The organism is Pseudoalteromonas sp. APC 3691 (genome assembly GCF_030408135.1).
Lineage (GTDB): Bacteria > Pseudomonadota > Gammaproteobacteria > Enterobacterales > Alteromonadaceae > Pseudoalteromonas.
This window is the reverse complement of sequence record NZ_JASDCB010000060.1, coordinates 1-19,705: the sequence shown is the minus strand read 5'-3', so window position 1 is coordinate 19,705 and position 19,705 is coordinate 1. Positions and strand designations below refer to the sequence as shown.

19 protein-coding genes and 1 pseudogene are annotated in these 19,705 nt (G+C 39.5%); all 20 read left to right on the top strand.

Annotated features, from left to right (window positions below):
* Positions 1-108: 108 nt before the first annotated feature.
* A complete protein-coding gene (gene rbfA, locus QL998_RS16300; RefSeq protein WP_290193084.1) occupies positions 109-591 on the top strand; it encodes a 30S ribosome-binding factor RbfA in 483 nt (160 codons plus the stop codon).
* On the top strand, positions 575-1,534 hold the full coding sequence (truB, locus tag QL998_RS16295; RefSeq protein ID WP_290193083.1) for a tRNA pseudouridine(55) synthase TruB: 960 nt from the start codon (positions 575-577) through the stop codon (positions 1,532-1,534). Before rbfA ends, truB begins: the two co-directional genes overlap by 17 nt.
* Before the next feature lie 153 nt (positions 1,535-1,687).
* Positions 1,688-1,957, top strand: a complete 270-nt coding sequence (rpsO, locus tag QL998_RS16290; protein ID WP_002958490.1) for a 30S ribosomal protein S15 — start codon at positions 1,688-1,690, stop codon at positions 1,955-1,957.
* A gap of 619 nt (positions 1,958-2,576) precedes the next feature.
* Entirely contained in the window at positions 2,577-4,703 is a 2,127-nt protein-coding gene (pnp, locus tag QL998_RS16285) for a polyribonucleotide nucleotidyltransferase (RefSeq protein ID WP_290193082.1), read from the top strand.
* A gap of 141 nt (positions 4,704-4,844) precedes the next feature.
* Positions 4,845-5,723, top strand: coding sequence for a lipoprotein NlpI (gene nlpI, locus QL998_RS16280; protein ID WP_290193081.1), 879 nt, complete (start codon positions 4,845-4,847; stop codon positions 5,721-5,723).
* Entirely contained in the window at positions 5,710-6,885 is a 1,176-nt protein-coding gene (locus QL998_RS16275; protein ID WP_290193086.1) for a hypothetical protein, read from the top strand. The genes nlpI and QL998_RS16275 overlap by 14 nt, the downstream gene beginning before the upstream one ends.
* Before the next feature lie 215 nt (positions 6,886-7,100).
* The gene (locus tag QL998_RS16270) at positions 7,101-9,893 is read left to right on the top strand and encodes a monovalent cation/H+ antiporter subunit A (protein WP_290193080.1); all 2,793 of its coding nucleotides are present in this window, start codon (positions 7,101-7,103) and stop codon (positions 9,891-9,893) included.
* The gene (locus QL998_RS16265; RefSeq protein ID WP_024598206.1) at positions 9,893-10,246 is read left to right on the top strand and encodes a Na+/H+ antiporter subunit C; all 354 of its coding nucleotides are present in this window, start codon (positions 9,893-9,895) and stop codon (positions 10,244-10,246) included. The genes QL998_RS16270 and QL998_RS16265 overlap by 1 nt, the downstream gene beginning before the upstream one ends.
* Positions 10,243-11,760 carry a monovalent cation/H+ antiporter subunit D gene (locus QL998_RS16260; RefSeq protein ID WP_024606295.1) on the top strand — a complete coding sequence of 506 codons (1,518 nt, stop codon included), beginning with the start codon at positions 10,243-10,245 and terminating at the stop codon, positions 11,758-11,760. Before QL998_RS16265 ends, QL998_RS16260 begins: the two co-directional genes overlap by 4 nt.
* The gene (locus QL998_RS16255; RefSeq protein WP_024598208.1) at positions 11,760-12,296 is read left to right on the top strand and encodes a Na+/H+ antiporter subunit E; all 537 of its coding nucleotides are present in this window, start codon (positions 11,760-11,762) and stop codon (positions 12,294-12,296) included. The genes QL998_RS16260 and QL998_RS16255 overlap by 1 nt, the downstream gene beginning before the upstream one ends.
* The gene (locus tag QL998_RS16250; RefSeq protein WP_007378493.1) at positions 12,290-12,559 is read left to right on the top strand and encodes a K+/H+ antiporter subunit F; all 270 of its coding nucleotides are present in this window, start codon (positions 12,290-12,292) and stop codon (positions 12,557-12,559) included. Before QL998_RS16255 ends, QL998_RS16250 begins: the two co-directional genes overlap by 7 nt.
* Positions 12,560-12,568: 9 nt before the next feature.
* Positions 12,569-12,901 (top strand): Na+/H+ antiporter subunit G, encoded by a 333-nt coding sequence (locus QL998_RS16245; RefSeq protein ID WP_024598209.1) that lies wholly within the window; start codon positions 12,569-12,571, stop codon positions 12,899-12,901.
* Positions 12,902-13,031: 130 nt separating this feature from the next.
* Complete coding sequence (locus QL998_RS16240; protein WP_024598210.1) at positions 13,032-13,529, top strand: DUF2059 domain-containing protein; 498 nt, start codon at positions 13,032-13,034, stop codon at positions 13,527-13,529.
* A gap of 693 nt (positions 13,530-14,222) precedes the next feature.
* Positions 14,223-14,666, top strand: a complete 444-nt coding sequence (locus QL998_RS16235; protein WP_290193079.1) for a MerR family transcriptional regulator — start codon at positions 14,223-14,225, stop codon at positions 14,664-14,666.
* A complete protein-coding gene (locus QL998_RS16230) occupies positions 14,656-16,902 on the top strand; it encodes a heavy metal translocating P-type ATPase (protein ID WP_290193078.1) in 2,247 nt (748 codons plus the stop codon). Before QL998_RS16235 ends, QL998_RS16230 begins: the two co-directional genes overlap by 11 nt.
* A gap of 20 nt (positions 16,903-16,922) precedes the next feature.
* Positions 16,923-17,276: a cupredoxin domain-containing protein gene (locus QL998_RS16225; protein WP_024606298.1), complete on the top strand. Its 354-nt coding sequence runs from the start codon at positions 16,923-16,925 to the stop codon at positions 17,274-17,276.
* A gap of 109 nt (positions 17,277-17,385) precedes the next feature.
* On the top strand, positions 17,386-17,601 hold the full coding sequence (locus QL998_RS16220) for a TIGR02450 family Trp-rich protein (RefSeq protein WP_002958506.1): 216 nt from the start codon (positions 17,386-17,388) through the stop codon (positions 17,599-17,601).
* Between the two features lie 615 nt (positions 17,602-18,216).
* Positions 18,217-18,429 (top strand): calmodulin, encoded by a 213-nt coding sequence (locus QL998_RS16215; RefSeq protein WP_024605574.1) that lies wholly within the window; start codon positions 18,217-18,219, stop codon positions 18,427-18,429.
* Between the two features lie 170 nt (positions 18,430-18,599).
* Positions 18,600-18,806 carry a hypothetical protein gene (locus tag QL998_RS16210; RefSeq protein WP_024598214.1) on the top strand — a complete coding sequence of 69 codons (207 nt, stop codon included), beginning with the start codon at positions 18,600-18,602 and terminating at the stop codon, positions 18,804-18,806.
* A 388-nt stretch (positions 18,807-19,194) separates the two neighbouring features.
* Positions 19,195-19,383 (top strand): annotated as a pseudogene (locus tag QL998_RS16205) (calmodulin); the annotation flags it as partial.
* Positions 19,384-19,705 lie beyond the last annotated feature (322 nt).

Here is a 19,705-nt window from a genome sequence, read left to right as displayed (position 1 = left end):
TGTTAGCTCGCTAAACTAATAAATGGGGGCTTAGCCCCCATTTGTGTATCCATTATTTAATTAGCTTATTATTAAATTTCAATAAGTTATGATTTTAGGACAAATGCAATGAGAGAATTTTCTCGCACTGATCGTGTTGCACAGCAAATCCAAAAAGAAATTGCTGTAATTTTACAACGCGAAATTAAAGATCCACGCTTAGGTATGGTGACAGTGTCAGCGGTAGAAGTATCGCGTGATTTATCTTATGCCAAAATTTTCATCACTGTGTTTAACACACAAGATGAAGATGCAGCTAAGCAAAGCGCTAAAGTACTTAATGAAGCAACGGGTTATATTCGCTCGTTACTTGGTAAGCGTATTCGTGCTCGTATAATGCCTGAGTTAAAGTTTGTAGTTGATAATTCACTGATGGAAGGTATGCGTATTTCTAATTTAGTGGATTCTATTATCCGCGAAGATAACGCAAAGCATGTCGATGAAGATGTAGAAAGTGTTGATGCTGATATTTCAGATAGTGAACAAAGTACTAAGCACGTAGAAGATACAGATAGCGAAGAAGGCACTGATATAGATGGCAAAGCGCAGTAAAGGCCGTGCAGTTGACGGTATTTTGTTGTTAAACAAACCTGAAGGCATTTCATCAAATAAAGCATTACAGCAAGCAAAGAGCGTCTATTTTGCGCAAAAAGCAGGGCATACAGGTGCTTTAGATCCACTTGCTACAGGTATGCTGCCAATTTGCTTTGGTGAGGCGACTAAGTTTACGCAGTTTCTACTTGATACAGATAAAACTTATATCGTTCGTGCACAACTGGGTGAGCGTACAACAACATCAGATTCTGATGGCGAAATTGTTAGCACTAAAGATGTAAACGTAACGCGTGAACAGCTAACAAAAGAAATAGCTGCTTTTGTTGGTGAGTCTGATCAATATCCGTCAATGTACTCGGCACTTAAGTACCAAGGTAGACCGTTATATAAGTACGCACGCGAAGGTATTGAAGTACCTCGTAAATGCAGAAAAATAAATGTGTTTAGCTTATCGTTTGACGAATTTGATGAACAAAACAACGTATTACAAATGACGGCTCATGTATCAAAAGGGACGTATATTCGTACAATCGTTGATGATTTGGGCGAAAACCTAGGGTGTGGCGCACACGTTATAATGCTTCACAGAACTGCTGTTGGTCAGTATCCGGCAGATAAAATGGTTTCGCTTGATGAAATTGAAGCGTTGCTTGCTAAAGCGAAAGCAGAAGAGCTTGCGCCTTCTACTTATTTAGACTCGTTGTTATTACCTATAGACACTGCTTTAACTGATTTACCTGTTATTGAAATTTCGAAAGAGCAGGGCAAAGTATTTAGTCATGGGCAAGCAGTCGAGTTACCTGAAGCTTTACCTGAGGGGGCAATTAAAGTTGTTGCGGATGGTGTGTTTATTGGTACTGGCGAGCGCAACTCAAGTGGCCATTTAAAGGTTAAACGTGGTCTTGCTAGCCAGCAAGATGATTACGTAAAGCCTGAATAAGCAATTAGTGTGCCCAGCAGTGGCTTATTAGTTGTAGATGGGAATAATTAACTTGTAGTTATTCCCACAGTTGGTAGAATACGCCGGCTTAATCGTTTTGGCTGAATTAGTGATCGGCTAAGACACCTTTTAAATTTAATTTTTGGAGTTACTATGTCACTAAGCAATCAAGAAAAAATCGATATCATTGCTAAATTTGCACGTGCAGAAGGCGATACAGGTTCATCAGAAGTACAAGTAGCATTACTTACTTATGATATCAACAAGCTTCAAGGTCACTTTGCTGATCACAAGCATGACTTCCACTCACGTCGTGGTCTGCTTCGTAAAGTAAGCACTCGCCGTAAACTACTTGATTACCTTAAAGGTAAAGATATCACTAGTTATACTGCACTAATCAAAGAACTTGGCCTACGTCGTTAAGAACTAGATTATAGAAATGGGAGCTTTTTAGCTCCTTTTTTTGTGCCTAAAATTTGTGTTTTAAAATAAAACAAATATATAAACTTATTGAATTATATTGTAAAACTCCTATTTCATAGCTTATCAAGCATCGTTGTATTTACCCACTCATTAGCCCAGCTTAAATCTAGTAGCTAGTGTGTGTTGACCTTTCGTGATTAATTTCGCAGCTGTATGTTTGGTCTTTAGGCAAGGCAGCGCCTATGTAGTGTGGTTATTCCCCATAAATAGGCGATAACGCAGCATAAATGCCAAACATGCGCTGCCCTGGGGTTCATCCTAGGGGCGATTAACTCTTTGTTGCTCGATTTTTACTTAGCCCACTAGGTTACAAATCTCGCGCCGTGATTAAATCGCCCCTAGATTGAACAAATTTCAATCCACAAAGATCAACACACCCTAGACTCGCATTTTGAAGTAGCTTTGGTATATACTATGCGCGTAGGTAAAAAGGTTTATCTGCAATTATTCACATCATTGCCAATTGTAGTACTTAATTGATTTCCAACTGAATACAATTATGTACTGTAATTGGTACTTTGATGACAACTTATTAGAATACATTTAAGGAATATTTTAAGTGCAAGCAATTATTAAAGAATTCAAACTAGGTCAACATACAGTGACTCTAGAAACTGGTGCAATCGCTCGTCAAGCAGACGGCGCTGTACTTGCAAGCATTGGCGACACTTCAGTTTTAGTAACTGTTGTTGGTAAGCGTGAAGCACAACCTGGTCAAGACTTTTTTCCACTAACCGTTAACTACCAAGAGCGTATGTACGCTGCTGGTCGTATCCCTGGTGGTTTCTTAAAGCGTGAAGGCCGTCCTAACGATGGCGAAACTCTTATTGCACGTCTTATTGACCGTCCAATTCGTCCACTTTTCCCAAGCGGCTTTGTAAACGAAGTACAAGTTATTGCTACTGTTGTTTCTGTTAACCCTGAAATCCAACCTGATATGGTTGCGATGATTGGTACTTCAGCAGCACTTGCTATCTCTGGTATCCCATTCAGTGGTCCAATTGGTGCATCTCGTGTTGGTTACATCAACGGCGAATACGTACTTAACCCTACATTAAAAGAGCTTGAAGAAAGCCAACTTGATTTAGTGGTAGCCGGTACTGATAAAGCGGTACTTATGGTTGAATCGGAAGCTAACGTACTTGCAGAAGACGTAATGCTTGGCGCTGTTGTATATGGTCATGAGCAATCTCAAGCGATCATTACTGCAATCGAAGAATTTAAAGCGCAAGCAGGCAAGCCTACTTGGGATTGGACTGCACCAGCTAAAAACGTTGCACTAGAAGATAAAGTAGCAACTATTGCTGCTGAAAAAGTAGGCGCAGCTTACTTAATCACTGATAAAGTAGCGCGTAAAGAAGCTCTTGGTGAAGCTAAAGATGAAGTTGTTGCAGTATTAACAGCTGAACTTGCTGAAGGCGAGTCTTTAGACAAGCAAGAAATTGGCAAAATCTTCGGTTCACTTGAGAAGAAAATCGTTCGTGGCCGTATCGCTGCTGGCGAAAAACGTATCGATGGTCGTGAACCAGATATGATTCGTGCACTAGACGTAATGACTGGCGTATTACCGCGTACTCACGGTTCTGCTATCTTTACACGTGGTGAAACTCAAGCGTTAGTAACAGCGACACTTGGTACAGAACGTGATTCACAGTTAATCGACGATTTAACTGGTACTCATAAAAACCACTTTATGCTTAACTACAACTTCCCTCCATTCTGTGTAGGTGAAACTGGTTTTGTTGGTTCTCCTAAGCGTCGTGAAATCGGCCATGGTAACCTTGCTAAGCGTGGTATTGCTGCTGTAATGCCAACATTGACTGAATTCCCATATTCAATCCGTGTAGTATCTGAAATCACTGAATCAAACGGTTCATCTTCAATGGCGTCTGTATGTGGTACTTCACTTGCACTTATGAATGCCGGTGTACCAATTAAAGCGTCTGTTGCTGGTATTGCGATGGGTCTAGTTAAAGAAGACGATAAATTCGTTGTTCTTTCTGACATCTTAGGTGATGAAGATCACTTAGGTGACATGGACTTTAAAGTTGCGGGTACTGCTGCGGGTATCACTGCACTTCAAATGGATATCAAAATCGAAGGTATCACTCAAGAAATCATGCAAATTGCGCTTAAACAAGCAAAAGCTGCACGTTTACATATCTTAGAAGTGATGGACGAAGCAATTTCTGCTCCTTCTGAAGAGCTATCAATGTTTGCTCCTCGCATATACACAATGAAAATCCCACAGAAGAAAATCGCTGAAGTTATCGGTAAAGGTGGCGCAACTATTCGTCAGCTTACTGAAGAAACTGGTACAACGATTGAAATCGGTGACGACGGTACAATTAAAATTGCCGCTACAGATGGCGAAAGTGCAGCTAATGCAATTAGCCGTATTGAGCAATTAACAGCTGAACTTGAAGTAGGTACTATCTACGAAGGTAAAGTTGTACGTATTGTTGATTTCGGTGCGTTTGTAAACATTCTTCCTGGTAAAGATGGTCTAGTACATATTTCTCAAATTAGTACTGAGCGCGTTAATAACGTGGCTGATCACCTTTCTGAAGGTCAAGAAGTTAAAGTTAAAGTACTAGAAGTAGATCGCCAAGGCCGTGTACGTCTAAGTATTAAAGAAGCAATGGAATCAGGAGCACCTGCAGCTGACGCGCCAACTGACGCGTAATTGTTAACTTATTAATCTAGTTATATTAGCTAGATGATAAAAAAGGGGCTGTTTAGCCCCTTTTTTTATGCTTTAATGAAACCTTATTGGACAAGGTCTGTCTTATATTAATCGCGATATATCTTGGTATTAAGGATTTTAATGATACTCAAACATTTAGCTTTGGCATCTTTTGCTATTTTGTCTTTAAGCGCTTGCCAAACTACAACAGATTCAGAACCAACCCCGATTGTTAATGTGCCATTTACTGCACCTTTAGCTTCTGACTTTAGAAGTGAAATTGCTATTGCACGCTACTCAGAGCTATTAAATAGAGCCGACTTAAGCGAAGAACAACAAGCTAAGCTTTATTACGACCGTGGTGTACTTTTTGATAGTCTAGGTATGACAACTCTTTCGCGTATTGATTTTAATCGCGCAGTAAAGCTTAAGCCTGATTTAGCTGAAGTGTATAATTTTTTAGGTATTCAACATACGCTTATGCAGCAGTATGAAAAAGCCTATGAGTTTTTCGATTCTGCCCTAGAACTTGATGAAGAGCATGAATACGCCTATTTAAATCGAGGTATCGCACTGTATTACGGCGACAGAGCAGGCCTTGCTAAAAATGATTTTAATGAATTTTTAGCTCGCTCTCCAAAAGATCCGTACCGAGTTTTATGGGTTTATTTAGCACAAGCACAAGAGGATAAAGCCGTTGCGCTTGATGCACTTAAACAAAATGCCACTGCGCTTGATGAATCACAATGGGCGTACCAGTTAATTTCTCTTTATACGGGGGATATGAGTGAACATGCATTTTTATCTGGCATTAGTGATGGTGTTAGAACTGAGCAAGAATATGCGCAGCGTTTATGTGAAGCTTATTTTTATTTAGCTAAAATGCATCAAGCAGCAGGTGAGCTGTATTTAGCATCAGACTACTTTAGGCTTGCGCTAGCAACTAATGTACACGAGTTTATTGAGTACAAATATGCGCGTTTAGAGCTTGAGCTGATGCAAGGTGTTGACGCAAGTTAAGCGTTTTAAATTAATAGGTGTATTACTATGTTGTTTGTTAATTACAGGCTCGAGTAATCACCTAGGCGCTATTGGCTTTTGGCATGTTTTAAACGCAAAAGCTAATGTGCTACAAAGTTATTGGAAATCACCTGGTTATTTTTCTGATCACTTAGAGCAGTTACCAAATACTTCTTTAGCTATACTCGCCCGCAGTAAAATTTCTTCAGCCCAATATATGTATTCTCTTAAGCTTATTAAAAACAGTCAGAGCGATACTGCAAAACAATTTTGGCTCTCCGCTATAAATGACTTAACAATCCCAGAGCGTAAAATATTAGCAACAAAGTTACTTGAGCACTCACGTTGGAGCGATTTAAAGTTACTCGCTAGTAAAAACAAATTACCAGCAGGGGATGTGCTAAATCATCTAAAGCTTCAGTTAAAAACACCACAGAGTAAAGTATCTAGTGAGTTTATCCACGCTCTCGGTTTTTCATCTTTAATAAATATAAGTAAACCTAATAAGCAATGTATGTTTAACGTGCTGACTATGAGCGATCATCGTAGTGGCTTATATAAACTTACCGAATTTATTAATGCTTATAATAAACAGCCAGAGCCCCGTGAAAATATTTTTTGCTTTTCAAAACCAGTTTACGTTGCAGGTATGCTTGAGTGTAAAAGTAGCACTAATCAAATAGCAAAGTGTGACTGGCAATCAGCTAAACTCAATAACCAGCTTCCTAACAATTTTGATTTTATAGTAATGATGCCAAAAGATGGAACGGCTAATGTTACTAAAGGAACAATGCTAATAAACTCAAAAGCAAAATACAGTGTGTTTTTGCATGAGTTGATGCATTTTAACGGTTTTGAAGATGAATATGCTTTGCCTAAAACTAAACAAGCATGGTTGTGTGCAAAAACGGGTTTTGTGGCACCTAATTTATTTATTTCTCATGATGAGTCGCCCCCAATAGGCTGGCATAAAGCAAAGAGTTGCCAGATAGGTGGTGTTGCATATAAACCTAGTGAAAATTGGTCTATTATGCAATATCAGCAGTTAGGGCTCTCGGCGCAGTATAGAGAGATTTGGTTTAAGCATTTAGATATGACCAATGGTAATTCTTATCGCCACTCCAGCGCGTTTACATTTGCAAATAAGGCCATATTAAATTAACAATTATCAGTATTAATTAATTGTTTTTTTAGGCTTAATAAATTGTTAGTTCTTGTTTAAAAAACACCCATACAGAACCGCTTTTTATAGACAAAATCAGTGTTTTTCAGTATAACTATAGTCATTAATGTCGTTTAAAAACAGGCAGTAAAAGCATCACTTAGTATTAAAAAGAGATGCCCTAATAAACTTATGATAATAAAAGGCCCTACATTATGACTTTGCTCTGGATACCCTTGTTATCCTTAATTGGCAGTGTTATTTCTGCATGCACAGGTAAGTTATCCCGCAATTTAAGCACTAGTTTAACGGCTCTTGCGCCTTTAACGGCTTTGGGAATAACTTTATACCATGCACCTGCAGTTTTAGCGGGCGAAACCATTCGTTACTCTTTCGCTTGGATCCCGTCAATAGGGCTCGACCTATCTCTGCGGTTAGACGGCCTCAGTTTATTGTTTATGTTTATGATTTTAGGCATAGGCTTGCTCGTTATCCTCTACACGCGTTACTACCTCAGTGCCAACGACTCAATGGCTAAGTTATATAGTTATTTAATGCTGTTTATGACCGCAATGCTTGGCATTGTTATGTCTAACAATGTTATTCAGCTGTGGTTGTTTTGGGAATTAACGAGCATCAGCTCATTTTTATTAATTAGTTTTTGGTGGCATAAGTCTGAAGCGCGTAAGGGCGCACGCATGGCGCTTGCAGTAACAGGGGCGGGTGGCTTAGCACTACTTGCTGGCTTAATGTTATTAGGAGACATTGTTGGTAGTTACGACCTAGATGTTATTTTAGCAAGCAAAGCAATCATTCAATCTCACGATTTATACGAAGTAGCATTGGTATTGGTACTATTAGGTGCGTTTACTAAATCGGCACAATTTCCATTTCATTTTTGGCTTCCTCATGCAATGGCAGCACCTACTCCAGTAAGTGCGTATTTACATTCTGCAACTATGGTAAAAGCCGGTATATTTTTGTTAGCGCGTTTTCATCCTGCTTTAGCTGGCACGGATACTTGGTTTTTACTTGTAGGGTTAACAGGTTTAGCAACGCTATTGTTTGGTGCATACATAGCATTATTCAAACACGATTTAAAAGGATTGTTAGCCTATTCAACAATAAGCCACTTAGGTTTAATAACGCTGCTATTAGGACTTGATACTGAGCTTGCGACCGTTGCTGCTATTTTCCATATAATTAATCATGCAACCTTTAAGGCATCGTTATTTATGGCAGTTGGTATTATTGATCATGAAACGGGCACGCGTGATATGCGTAAATTAAATGGCATGTGGCGATACTTACCTTACACAGCAACACTTGCAATGGTCGCGGCAGCGGCAATGGCTGGCGTTCCGCTACTTAATGGTTTCTTATCGAAAGAAATGTTCTTTGCAGAAACACTGCATCAACAAGTGCTTGGTTCTATGTCGTGGTTAATTCCAGTATTGGCAACTGTTGCAGGTGCTTTCGCTGTAGCGTACTCAGCCCGCTTTATTCACGACGTATTTTTTAATGGCGACCCGATTGATTTACCTCGAACGCCGCATGAACCACCACGCTATATGCGTGTACCAATAGAAATACTCGTTGTGATTTGTTTATTGGTGGGCATGTTCCCGCACTTTACAATTGACGGTATTTTATCTGCGGCATCTTTAGCTGTACTTGGAAAAGAAATGCCAGTGTACGAATTAGCTATCTGGCATGGGTTTAACTTACCTCTACTTATGAGTGCAATGGCGATTGCTGGCGGCTTATTTATTTACATTAATCGTAAATATCTATTTCAATTTCAAGCATCACTACCACCTCTCAATGCTAAAAAAACCTTTGAACGTGTAATTTTAAGTATCGTTGCTTGGTGTCAATCAAAGGTAAATAGTACAGAAAATGGTTCCCTACAGCGCTATCTTGTAATTATGTTAGCAGTAGTACTACTGTGTGCGGGTTGGCCATTATTTGAAATGCAACAGCTTGCCGGTAGCATGCCACTTACGCCGGTTGATGTGCACAATGCAATTGGAGCTGGCTTGTTGATTATTGGTGCACTTGCTACCGTTATTTGGCATCGCTCTCGAATGGTATCGTTGTTAATGCTCTCAATTGTAGGGTTAATGGTGTCGGTTGTATTTACACGTTTTTCTGCACCTGATTTAGCACTTACACAACTAACCGTTGAGGTTGTTACTATTATTTTACTTATGCTGGCATTGTTTTTTTTACCGCAGCATACGCCAAAAGAATCAAGTTCGTTACGCGTACTTCGAGACTTAGGCATAGCTTCTACGCTAGGTGTAGTTATAGCGAGTATTTGTTATGCATTACTTACACGTCCATTAGATTCAATTTCAGACTTCTTTATTGCTAACGCTAAGATTGGTGGCGGTGGTACTAACGTAGTTAACGTTATTTTGGTCGACTTTAGGGGCTTTGATACGCTTGGCGAAATTACCGTATTAGGTATTGCCGCATTAGGTATATTTAAAGTACTTTCTCGAATCCCATTATTTATGCCTGCAAGTGACAGTGAAGGGCGCCCATGGGCTAAAGAGCGTCACCCAATATTACTGGCGAGTATTTCACAAAGTTTATTGCCGCTTGCCTTATTGGTTTCTGCGTATATTTTCTTACGTGGGCATAACTTACCTGGTGGTGGTTTTATTGCTGGGTTAGTAACATCAATCGCGTTTATTTTGCAATACATGGCGCATGGTACGGCATGGATTAACGAACGTTTTGATGTTAATTATCGCAAAATTATAGCTTCAGGCATTGGTATTTCTTTGTTTACAGGTGTGGGTAGTTGGTTCTTTGATAAGCCATTTTTAACAACTTGGTTTGACTACTTTGATATTCCGTTTGTCGGTAAAACAGAGCTTGCCAGCGCGATTGCATTTGACCTAGGTGTATACTTAACAGTTGTAGGCGCTACGTTAATGATTTTAGCAAGCTTAGGTAATATGACAGCAGATACCCAGAAAAAAGAGGTAAATATTTAATGGAATTATTGTACGCATCTTGCGTTGGAGTATTGGTCAGTTGCGGTGTGTTTTTACTGCTGAGAGCTCGTACATTCCCTGTAGTACTTGGGCTTACTATGATTTCATACGCTGTTAACTTATTTTTGTTTTCAGCAGGTCGTCTCACTATTAATAAAGCAGTAGTGCTTGGCACAGGATCAGATTATGCAGATCCTCTACCTCAAGCTTTAGTGCTTACCGCTATTGTAATCGGCTTTGCGATGACCGCATTTGTGGTTATTTTGGCAATACGTGGGCGCGCCGATTTAGGTAGTGACCATGTTGATGGTTATGTGCCTAATACCTCTGCAGATAATAAGGAGCAAAAATGATCCAACATTTAGCTTCGCTACCTATTTTATTACCTATGCTGACGGCAGTTATTTTATTACTGCCGCCGTGTGGTAAAAGCGTCAAAATTCGCCGCTTAGTTTCAATTGTAATGGCAATAGCTACTTTTGCCATTAGTGTGCTTTTACTGGTACATATTAATAATACGGGTATTAATGTTTACGCTATTGGTAATTGGTCTGCACCATTTGGGATAGTCTTAGTTGCTGATATGTTATCTACCTTATTAGTTACGTTAACTTCACTTTTAGGTTTGGGCGCTATTTTATATGGTAGTGCTGGCGATGATGAAAAGGGCAGCTTTTATCATCCACTTGTCCACTTTTTAATATTGGGTGTAAATGGCGCGTTTTTAACGGGCGATTTATTTAACCTATTTGTATTTTTTGAAGTGTTACTGATTGCATCCTATGCATTGTTAATGCATGCAGGTGATAAACAAAACACTCGTGCTGCACTGCAATATGTAATATTGAATTTAGTTGGCTCAAGCGTGTTTTTAATCGGTTTGGGTATTTTGTACGGTGTACTTGGTACGCTTAATATTGCAGATATGGCGCAAAAAGTATCCGAGCTTACGGGCGATGATGTATACCTAGCAAAGGCTGGTGGTTTATTACTACTCATTGTATTTGCATTAAAGGGCGCATTATTACCTCTGCATTTATGGCTTCCAAATACATATTCAAGCGCTAAACCTGTGGTTGCTGCATTATTTGCGATTATGACCAAGGTAGGCGTTTACGCTATGCTTCGTGTTTACACTGTGATATTTGGCGAACAAGCAGGGGCGCTTGAACATATGGCGCAGCCTTGGCTTTGGGGCTTAGCAATTGCCACGATTATAGTGGGTGCTATTGGTGTTATGGCAGCGCAAGACTTACGTAAACTCACTTCTAACTTAGTATTGGTATCAGTGGGAACGTTGGTTGCGCTAATCGCATTACAAAATGTAAATGCCACTGCTGCACTTTTATATTATTTAGTTCATTCAACACTTGTTAGTGCCGCACTATTTTTATTAGCAGATTTAGTTTCAATCCAGCGCGGTAAAGTTGGCGACAGGCTAGTAGCAGGTCGCTGCGTTAAACAACCATTTTTATTAGGTGTGTGCTTTATTGTTGCGGCTTTAACAGTAGTTGGTATGCCGCCACTATCAGGCTTTGTAGGTAAAATTTGGATACTTAAAGCCACATTAAATAGTGAGCAAGCTTTACTATTTTGGCCTGTATATTTAGTAACAAGCTTTGCGTTATTAGTAGCGCTTTCGCGTGCCGGCACGACCTTATTTTGGGAGCATAAAAGTAAAAAAAGCGAAAACGCAGATGGTGCAAATGCACACCCGTTGCAGGTAACTGTAATTATAGGTTTACTTGCTTGTTCGCCATTGCTCGTTATTTTTGGCGGGCCAATAAGTGACTACATGCTAGGTGCTGCTACTCAGTTACATGATATAAGCGGCGGTATTAATGCTGTACTTAAAGGAGGCATGTGATGAGATTACAAGCCCGTTTTCGTTGGTTACCAACACCATTTCGTAGCCTGTTTTTGTTTATGGTATGGTTGTTGTTAAATAATAGCGTGTCGGTAGGACACTTAGTACTAGCGACTATTTTTGCTATATTTATACCCCTATTAAGCTTTTCACTTCGCGAACCTCAACCGCTTATTTTAAGGCCTGGACTAGCATTAAAGCAGTTACTTATAGTGCTTTACGATATTATTGTTGCAAATCTACAGGTGGCTTTGCTTATACTTGGGCCATCTAAAAACTTACGCCCGGCCTTTATAAAAGTACCGATTGATTTAACTCATGATATGCCAATTACTATATTGGCCAGTAGTGTATCGCTTACACCCGGTACAGTGAGCGCAGAGGTTTATCCAATTGCAGAATCGTTACCTGAAGGTGAAGAGCCAACACAACGTTACTTACTAATACATGTGCTTGACCTTAAAGATGAAGAAGCACTTATCAAACAAATAAAACAACGCTACGAAGCTCCACTGAAGGAGATATTTCAATGTTAGACACCGTATTACTCATTGTTTTTTCGATGATTGGCTTATCATTATTGCTTAATTTATGGCGATTGATTATTGGTCCGTCAGTGCCTGACCGTGTTTTAGCGCTCGATACAATGTACATAAATGTTATTGCACTGATTATTTTATACAGTATAAGTATGGACACAGGGCTTTACTTTGAAGCAGCACTGCTTATTGCCATGCTTGGTTTTATAAGTACAGTTGCAGTGTGTAAGTATTTACTACGCGGCGATATAATTGAATAAGGTGAAAACATGATCAGCGAATGGGTTGTATCAATACTATTGTTATTTGGTGGTACGTTTATTTTAATTGGCTCGATAGGCTTAATTAAACTGCCTGACTTTTTTATGCGTTTGCATGGACCAACAAAGGCAACAACGTTAGGTATGGCAAGTATGTTAATCGCAGCTATGGTTTATTTTGTAAATTCAGGTCATGGACTCAGTGTTAGAGAAATACTCATTACTATATTTTTACTCATTACGGCGCCGATTAGTGGTTACATGCTAATAAAATCAGCTATTCATCATAAGCTAAAAGCTAAAGAAGGCACTAAAGGTCTCGATAATGTAGAGGACGATTAACGCAAATGCGCACTAATAAAAGGCCGAATAAACGCGATTTATTCGGCCTTTTTAATGATTACCTGTCCCCTTTACAATACTAATTAATCATGTGACTATAAAACGATTATTTATATTAAAGGATATTATTATGGGTAAGGTACTACTTTTATCATTACTGATTTTTTCTAGCAGTTTATATGCTGAGCAAAATACAAAACAGCAAAAAATAGATGAACTTATTAGTGTAATGAACTTAGATTCAATGGTTGATTCTATGTACGGCCAGGTTGAAGGTATGATGAAAGGTATGTCTGATCAAATGGGTGTTAAGCCTTCTGAACAGGCAATTTTTGATAAATACTATGGTGACATGACGACGGTATTAAAAACCGAAATGAGCTGGGCCAAAATGCAGCCGATGATGATTAGCGTGTACGACAAACATTTTAGTGAGCAAGAGATTGCTGATATGTTAGCATTTTATAAGACAGATACCGGGCAAAAAATACTTGAAAAAATGCCTGTTGTAATGCAAGAGTCTATGCAAATGTCTCAAAGCTTAATGAAAGATGCCATGCCTAAAATACAAACTTTAGCGCAGCAGCTAAGCGACGAATTAGAGCAAAGCCGTAGCGAATCAAACTAGGGCATGTAGATCTTTGTGGATTGAATTTATTCAATCCAAGGAAGATTAAATTGCGGCGCGAGGTTTGTAACCTAGTGAGCTCGGTAACTGCTCCTGCGTTACCCTACAGGCTTACATTCATGTAAGAATAAGCAAAAACCGAGCAAAGCTTCCGCGTCCTGCTCACGCCCCTGATCTTCATCCATGTAGGCAACAAAGAGTTAATCGTCCCTAGAGAGAACCCAAAGGGCAGCGCATGTTTGGTATTTGTGATGCGTTATCGCCAACTTATGGGGAATAACCACATAAATAGGCTCTGCCTTGCCTAAAGACCAAACAGTCTGCTGTAAGTTAAACCACTAATGTTCAACAGGCCCTTAGATTAATACGCGCCTTACTTAGGCGCTTCTCTCCTGAATTCACCCCTCCTGATAATACGCGCCGGTATCAGCTTAAGTTAATTCTGTTTGTGTCATTATGCCGATGATCAATAATACTTAATCATTTTGATATACGAGTGCGTGGAAGCAAGGCAATTAGTGATAACAACTAAATAATAAAATCTTTGCCTTGTTATCAACACGATTTTATTCTCTCAAACAGGTCACTTAATTAAGCGAATTGGTATTATTTTATTAGCTTTAGAATAGTCATTGACCTATGTGTTGCACCTAGGTTTATTATGAAGCCACTGAAACACGACGGAGCCAAATTATGTATGTTAAACAACTTGCCAAATTAATGGGCGTGACTGCCGATACTGTTCGTCATTACACACGTATTGGGTTACTTAACCCAATACGCAGTGAAGGAAATGGCTATCAAGAATATACAAAGCAAGACCAGCAGCGTTTAAAGTTTATTATTAGCTCTCGTCAACTTGGTTTTTCACTCAAAGATATTCAACACATTATAGGCGAGTCAGAGCAGGGAAATTGTCCTTGTCCGTTAACACGCAAACTCATTACTAAACGCCTAGAAGAAACCGAAGCACTATTTCAAGAAACATTAAAGCTACGAAACAGAATGCATGCAGCCCTTGAGCAATGGGATACATCAGCCGATGGTGAAAATGCCAGTGACGTGTGTAGTTTAATAGAATCTTTTGTTGATCCAATAAACGATTCCGTAAATAAGGAGCAGCGTAATGACGACTAATACAAAAGACACCGCGCAAAACTTTATTATTGAAGGCGCTAATTGCGGCAGTTGTGTAGCCAAAATTGAAAAAGCCCTTAATAGCGTGCAAGGTGCGCAAAACGTGGAAATGAACTTTGCTGAGCGTACTGTACGCGTAGAAGGTAAAGCTGACGAAAGTACGCTTATTAAAGCAGTTGAAAACATTGGTTATTCAGCCAAACCGATGAGTAACGAGTCTGATCAAGATGCACTTGATGAAAAAGCAAAGTCGGACGAGGCACATTACAAAAAGCTAATGCGTAATATGATATTAGCGTTAGGAGTCGGTGCGCCGTTAATGATATACGGGCTTATTTTTGACATGAGTGTGACCACCGATACACAACGAATAGCATGGTTTTTAGTGGGTATAGTCACGCTTGTGGTTATGGCTATATCAGGTAAACAATTTTACAACGGTGCATGGCAGGCATTCAAAAACCATGCTGCCAATATGGATACTTTAATAGCACTTGGTACAGGTACTGCGTGGTTGTACTCAATGTTTGTCGTAATAGCGCCAAACTTATTACCACAAGTCGCAAGACACGTATATTTTGAAGCATCATCGATGATCATCGGTTTAATTAGTTTAGGGCTCGCTTTTGAAGTAAAAGCACGTGGGCGCACCTCACAAGCAATTAAACGCTTAATTGGCCTGCAACCAAAAACTGCACGCGTAATTCGTGGTGGCGAAGAGCAAGACATCGACATTAGTGATGTTGTAAAAAATGATGAAGTACGCGTACGCCCGGGTGAAAAAATCCCTGTGGATGGCGATGTTATTGAAGGCAGCAGTACGGTTGATGAGTCAATGCTTACTGGTGAGCCAATGGCCGTCCGCAAAAAAACGGGCGATAAAGTCGTTGCCGGAAGTATTAATAAAAGTGGTACTTTATTATTTAAAGCCACGCACATAGGTAGCGAAACCACACTTGCCAATATTATCAATATGGTAAAGCGTGCACAAAACTCTAAGCCATCAATAGGGCGCTTAGCCGATGTTATATCAGGAATATTTGTACCAACAGTCATGATTATTGCGGTACTTGCAGGGCTTGCATGGTTAAACTTTGGACCTGAGCCATCAATTGCTTATGCCGTTGTTGCAGTAACTACGGTACTTATTATCGCTTGTCCTTGTGCGTTAGGACTCGCAACCCCTATGTCGGTTATGGTGGGTATTGGTAAAGCCGCTGAGTCAGGGATATTAATTCGAAATGGTGAGTCGCTGCAAACGACATCTAAAATCACCACCATGATTTTAGATAAAACAGGCACTATTACTCAAGGCACACCGCAAGTTACCGATGTAGTTACCTTTAACAACAGTGATGAAAATACAGTAATGCAACTTGTTGCAAGCCTGGAAAGTAGCTCAGAGCATCCACTAGCCCAAGCAATTACGGCATACGCTAAAAAGCAGGGCTTAACTTTAAGTAAAGTAGCCGATTTTGATGCAATTACAGGTAAAGGTGTAGCCGGCAGTGTTGACGGGCAAACATTGTTGTTTGGTAATAAAGCGCTAATGGATAAATACGATGTAGCCGTTGATGATGCAACCGAGCAAGCTCAAACACTTGCCAGTGATGCTAAAACGCCCATGTATTTTGCAAGTAATAATAAGCTCCAAGCTATTATTGCAGTAGCAGATCCTATCAAAGAGGATTCAGTTGAAGCTATTAAACGCCTGCAAGATAAAGGTATCCACTTAGTTATGCTAACAGGTGACAACAAAGCCACTGCACAAGCCGTTGCTAAGCAAGTTGGTATTGATGACTTTATTGCAGAAGTAATGCCCGATGACAAAGTAAACGAAGTAACAAAGCGCCAAGCAAACGGTGAAATAGTGGGTATGACAGGTGACGGTATTAACGATGCTCCCGCACTTGCGCAAGCCGATGTAGGGTTTGCAATTGGCACAGGTACCGATGTTGCAATAGAAAGTGCAGACATTACCTTAATGCGTGGTTCGTTACATGGACTTGCTGATGCAATTGCAGTGAGTAATGCAACTATTTCAAATATTAAACAAAACCTATTTGGTGCCTTTATTTATAACGTGGCGGGTATTCCGATTGCAGCCGGCGTGTTGTATCCATTTTTTGGAATACTACTTAACCCTGTTGTTGCAGGTGCAGCTATGGCACTTTCATCGCTTACAGTGGTAAGTAACGCTAATCGCTTACGTTTTTTCAAACCAAATAAATCGTAATTTAAGCTAAGGAGTACATTATGTTGATGATTAATATAGGTGGTGCACTGTTAATAGCCGCAATTATTTATTGGTTTTGGCTATACAAACCAGAGCAAACACAAAGTGAAGACAACAAAGTAACGATAGTTGTTGATAACGGTGTTTATAAGCCAGGACATATTAAAGTGGCAGCCAACAAAGAGGTTCTACTTACCTTTGATAGAAAAGACAGCGCGCCGTGCGCCGAAACAGTGGTATTTCCACAGCTTGATATAAGTAAAACGCTGGCAATGGGTGATGGCAATACGGTTAAACTACCTGCGCTTGAAGCCGGTGAATACGACTTTCATTGCCAAATGCAAATGTACAAAGGCAAGCTAGTTGCTCAGTAATCTGAGCTAAGTAGCTAGTTGCTCAGTAATCTGAGCTAAGTAGGTGTTGTGGTCGTATAATTGCCTTATATAAGCTGTATAAATAGATGAGTAGGAGTCGTTATACTAAATGAATAAACTAAACCCTAAAAAATTATTGAATAGTAAATGGACCGCAACACCTGCTATAAATAAAGAAAAACACTTCATTATTGTTGAGGTGGAATTTGATGAAGACGGCAATGTAATTGAATGTATTACTGAGGCTGTTATGTCAAAAAATCAATATCCAATTAGTTGGCGAGATTTAAAAGATAACCAAAAGTGGCTACAAGGGTGGAAGTAGTTTAAATCTATGTAATTTTACCTCTCTCTAATTGCGGCACTTTTGCAGATAGCTGATACACGATGTAGGTTTGCTTAAGTCAAGCGAACCTATATTTTACAACGCATCAAATTATGAGTTGAATGCTACAACTTAGCTTTAACATTGAAACCTTTCTAGGTAAATTCGCCATTTGGCAACAAAACAGTTAATTTCAAAATATCCTTTCAAAATTTTTATAATAAATCTCAAAATTAATGTAACTAACTAATCATAAAGGAATTAATTTTTTAATAGACGTGAATAAATCCTATGTAATTTCCATGTTCATATTCAGTTTATTTTGAGGGCTAACCAAAATGCCCTCTTATTGGCTTTTTAGCAAAAGTGTGTCTTTTTAATTAAACTTAACCAATTGATTTATAGTGCTTTATTGTTTTTAGTTAAATGGCTGTTGCTAAATAGCAACAATAACACCTCCCCAAATTAAGCTTTTCTCGCTTTATATCATTTAACTTATTGTTTTTAAATAATAAATAAAAAGTGGCACCGAAGTTGTAATACCTAGAGTGTATTAAGCAAAACGTGATGAAAGCCAAAGGCCTAATCGCAACAACCCAATGAAGGAATACTATTATGAAAACATTTCAATCAACACTAGTACTAATGGCGCTAGCTTCTTCATCAGCGGCTTTTGCAGCAACAGATTTTGATACGCTAGACGTAGACGGTAATGGCGCAATTAGCCAAGCCGAAGCATCAGTAGATGCTGAGCTTTTAAGCAAATTTGAAGAACTCGATACAAACCAAGATGGTGAGTTATCAGAAGATGAGTTCTCTGAGGCCTAATTTCAGAGCCTTAAGTAGTTAATGCTCTGTGATGTAATCTAAATTCTGAGTTGCCAAAGACAACCTAAATAGGCAAGGGAGCCTATTAAAAAGAATAACAAGGATGTGACTAGAGAGCGCTATAGAGCAAATTTATATCTGGACATCGCATACTATTGAAGGATTATATTATGAAAAAGCTACAATCAACACTTGTACTTATGGCTATTGTTTCTTCATCAGTCGTATTTGCAAACACAAACTTTGAAACTCTAGACACAACCGACAACGCCTCAGATAGTCAGGCTGTAGAGTCGGTGCAAGTGAAAGAGCAATTTGATGAGCTGAATGTTCAAAGTAGCGGTGGGCCAACAGAAAATGATTTTTTTGAATATTAATTTACAGACACTTTACTCCTAAAGGATCTTTGAAAAGGACTTCTTACCTCTAATCAGGTCACCCCTAATCAGGCTCAAAGCCTAAGGAAACGATTATGAAAACATTACACAAAACTTTAGGGCGTATTGATCTTTGTGGATTGAAATTTGTTCAATCTAGGGGCGATTAAATCGCGGCGCGAGGTTTGTAACCTAGTGGGCTAAGTAAAAACCGAGCAACAAAGAGTTAATCGTCCCTAGAAAGAACCCAAAGGGCAGCGCATGTTTGGTATTTATGCTGCGTTATCGCCTATTTATGGGGAATAACCACACTACATAGGCTCTGCCTTGCCTAAAAACCAAACATACTGCTGCAAATTCACCCACCAAAGATCAACACGCCCTACCACTTGTAGCCCTAGCTTCTTCTTCAGCAGCGTTTGCTGCGGTAGATTTTGATTCTTTTGATACTGATGGCGATGGCGTAATTAGTAAAACAGAAACCCAAGTAAACTCGCAACTAGTACAGCTTTTTGATCAATTAGATGCAGATGGAAATGGCGAATTATCTAAAGAAGAGTTTTCGAAGGTTCAGTAATAGGCTCTATATTTAAGCTAGTCGTAAAGCCTTACCAGTCATACTCACAAAGCAGCTAAGTAATTAATACTTAGCTGCTTTTTTGTTTGCCCAGCGAAGCTGGCAAACCCGATAGGCTGAAAGATGCCTTATCACCCTGACTAAGGGGAAGATAATCTGAATGGCAAGGGCGTCACTGGCCAACGGTGGGGTCTGAAGGAAGCCATAAGAAGTTAGAGGTACACAACTAACCGTAACCTGTTTCGGCAGTATTGGTGGGTCAGCGTGCAAAATAGCGCAACGCCCTATACTTAGTCAGACCAATACTGTGCTTGAGGGTGGG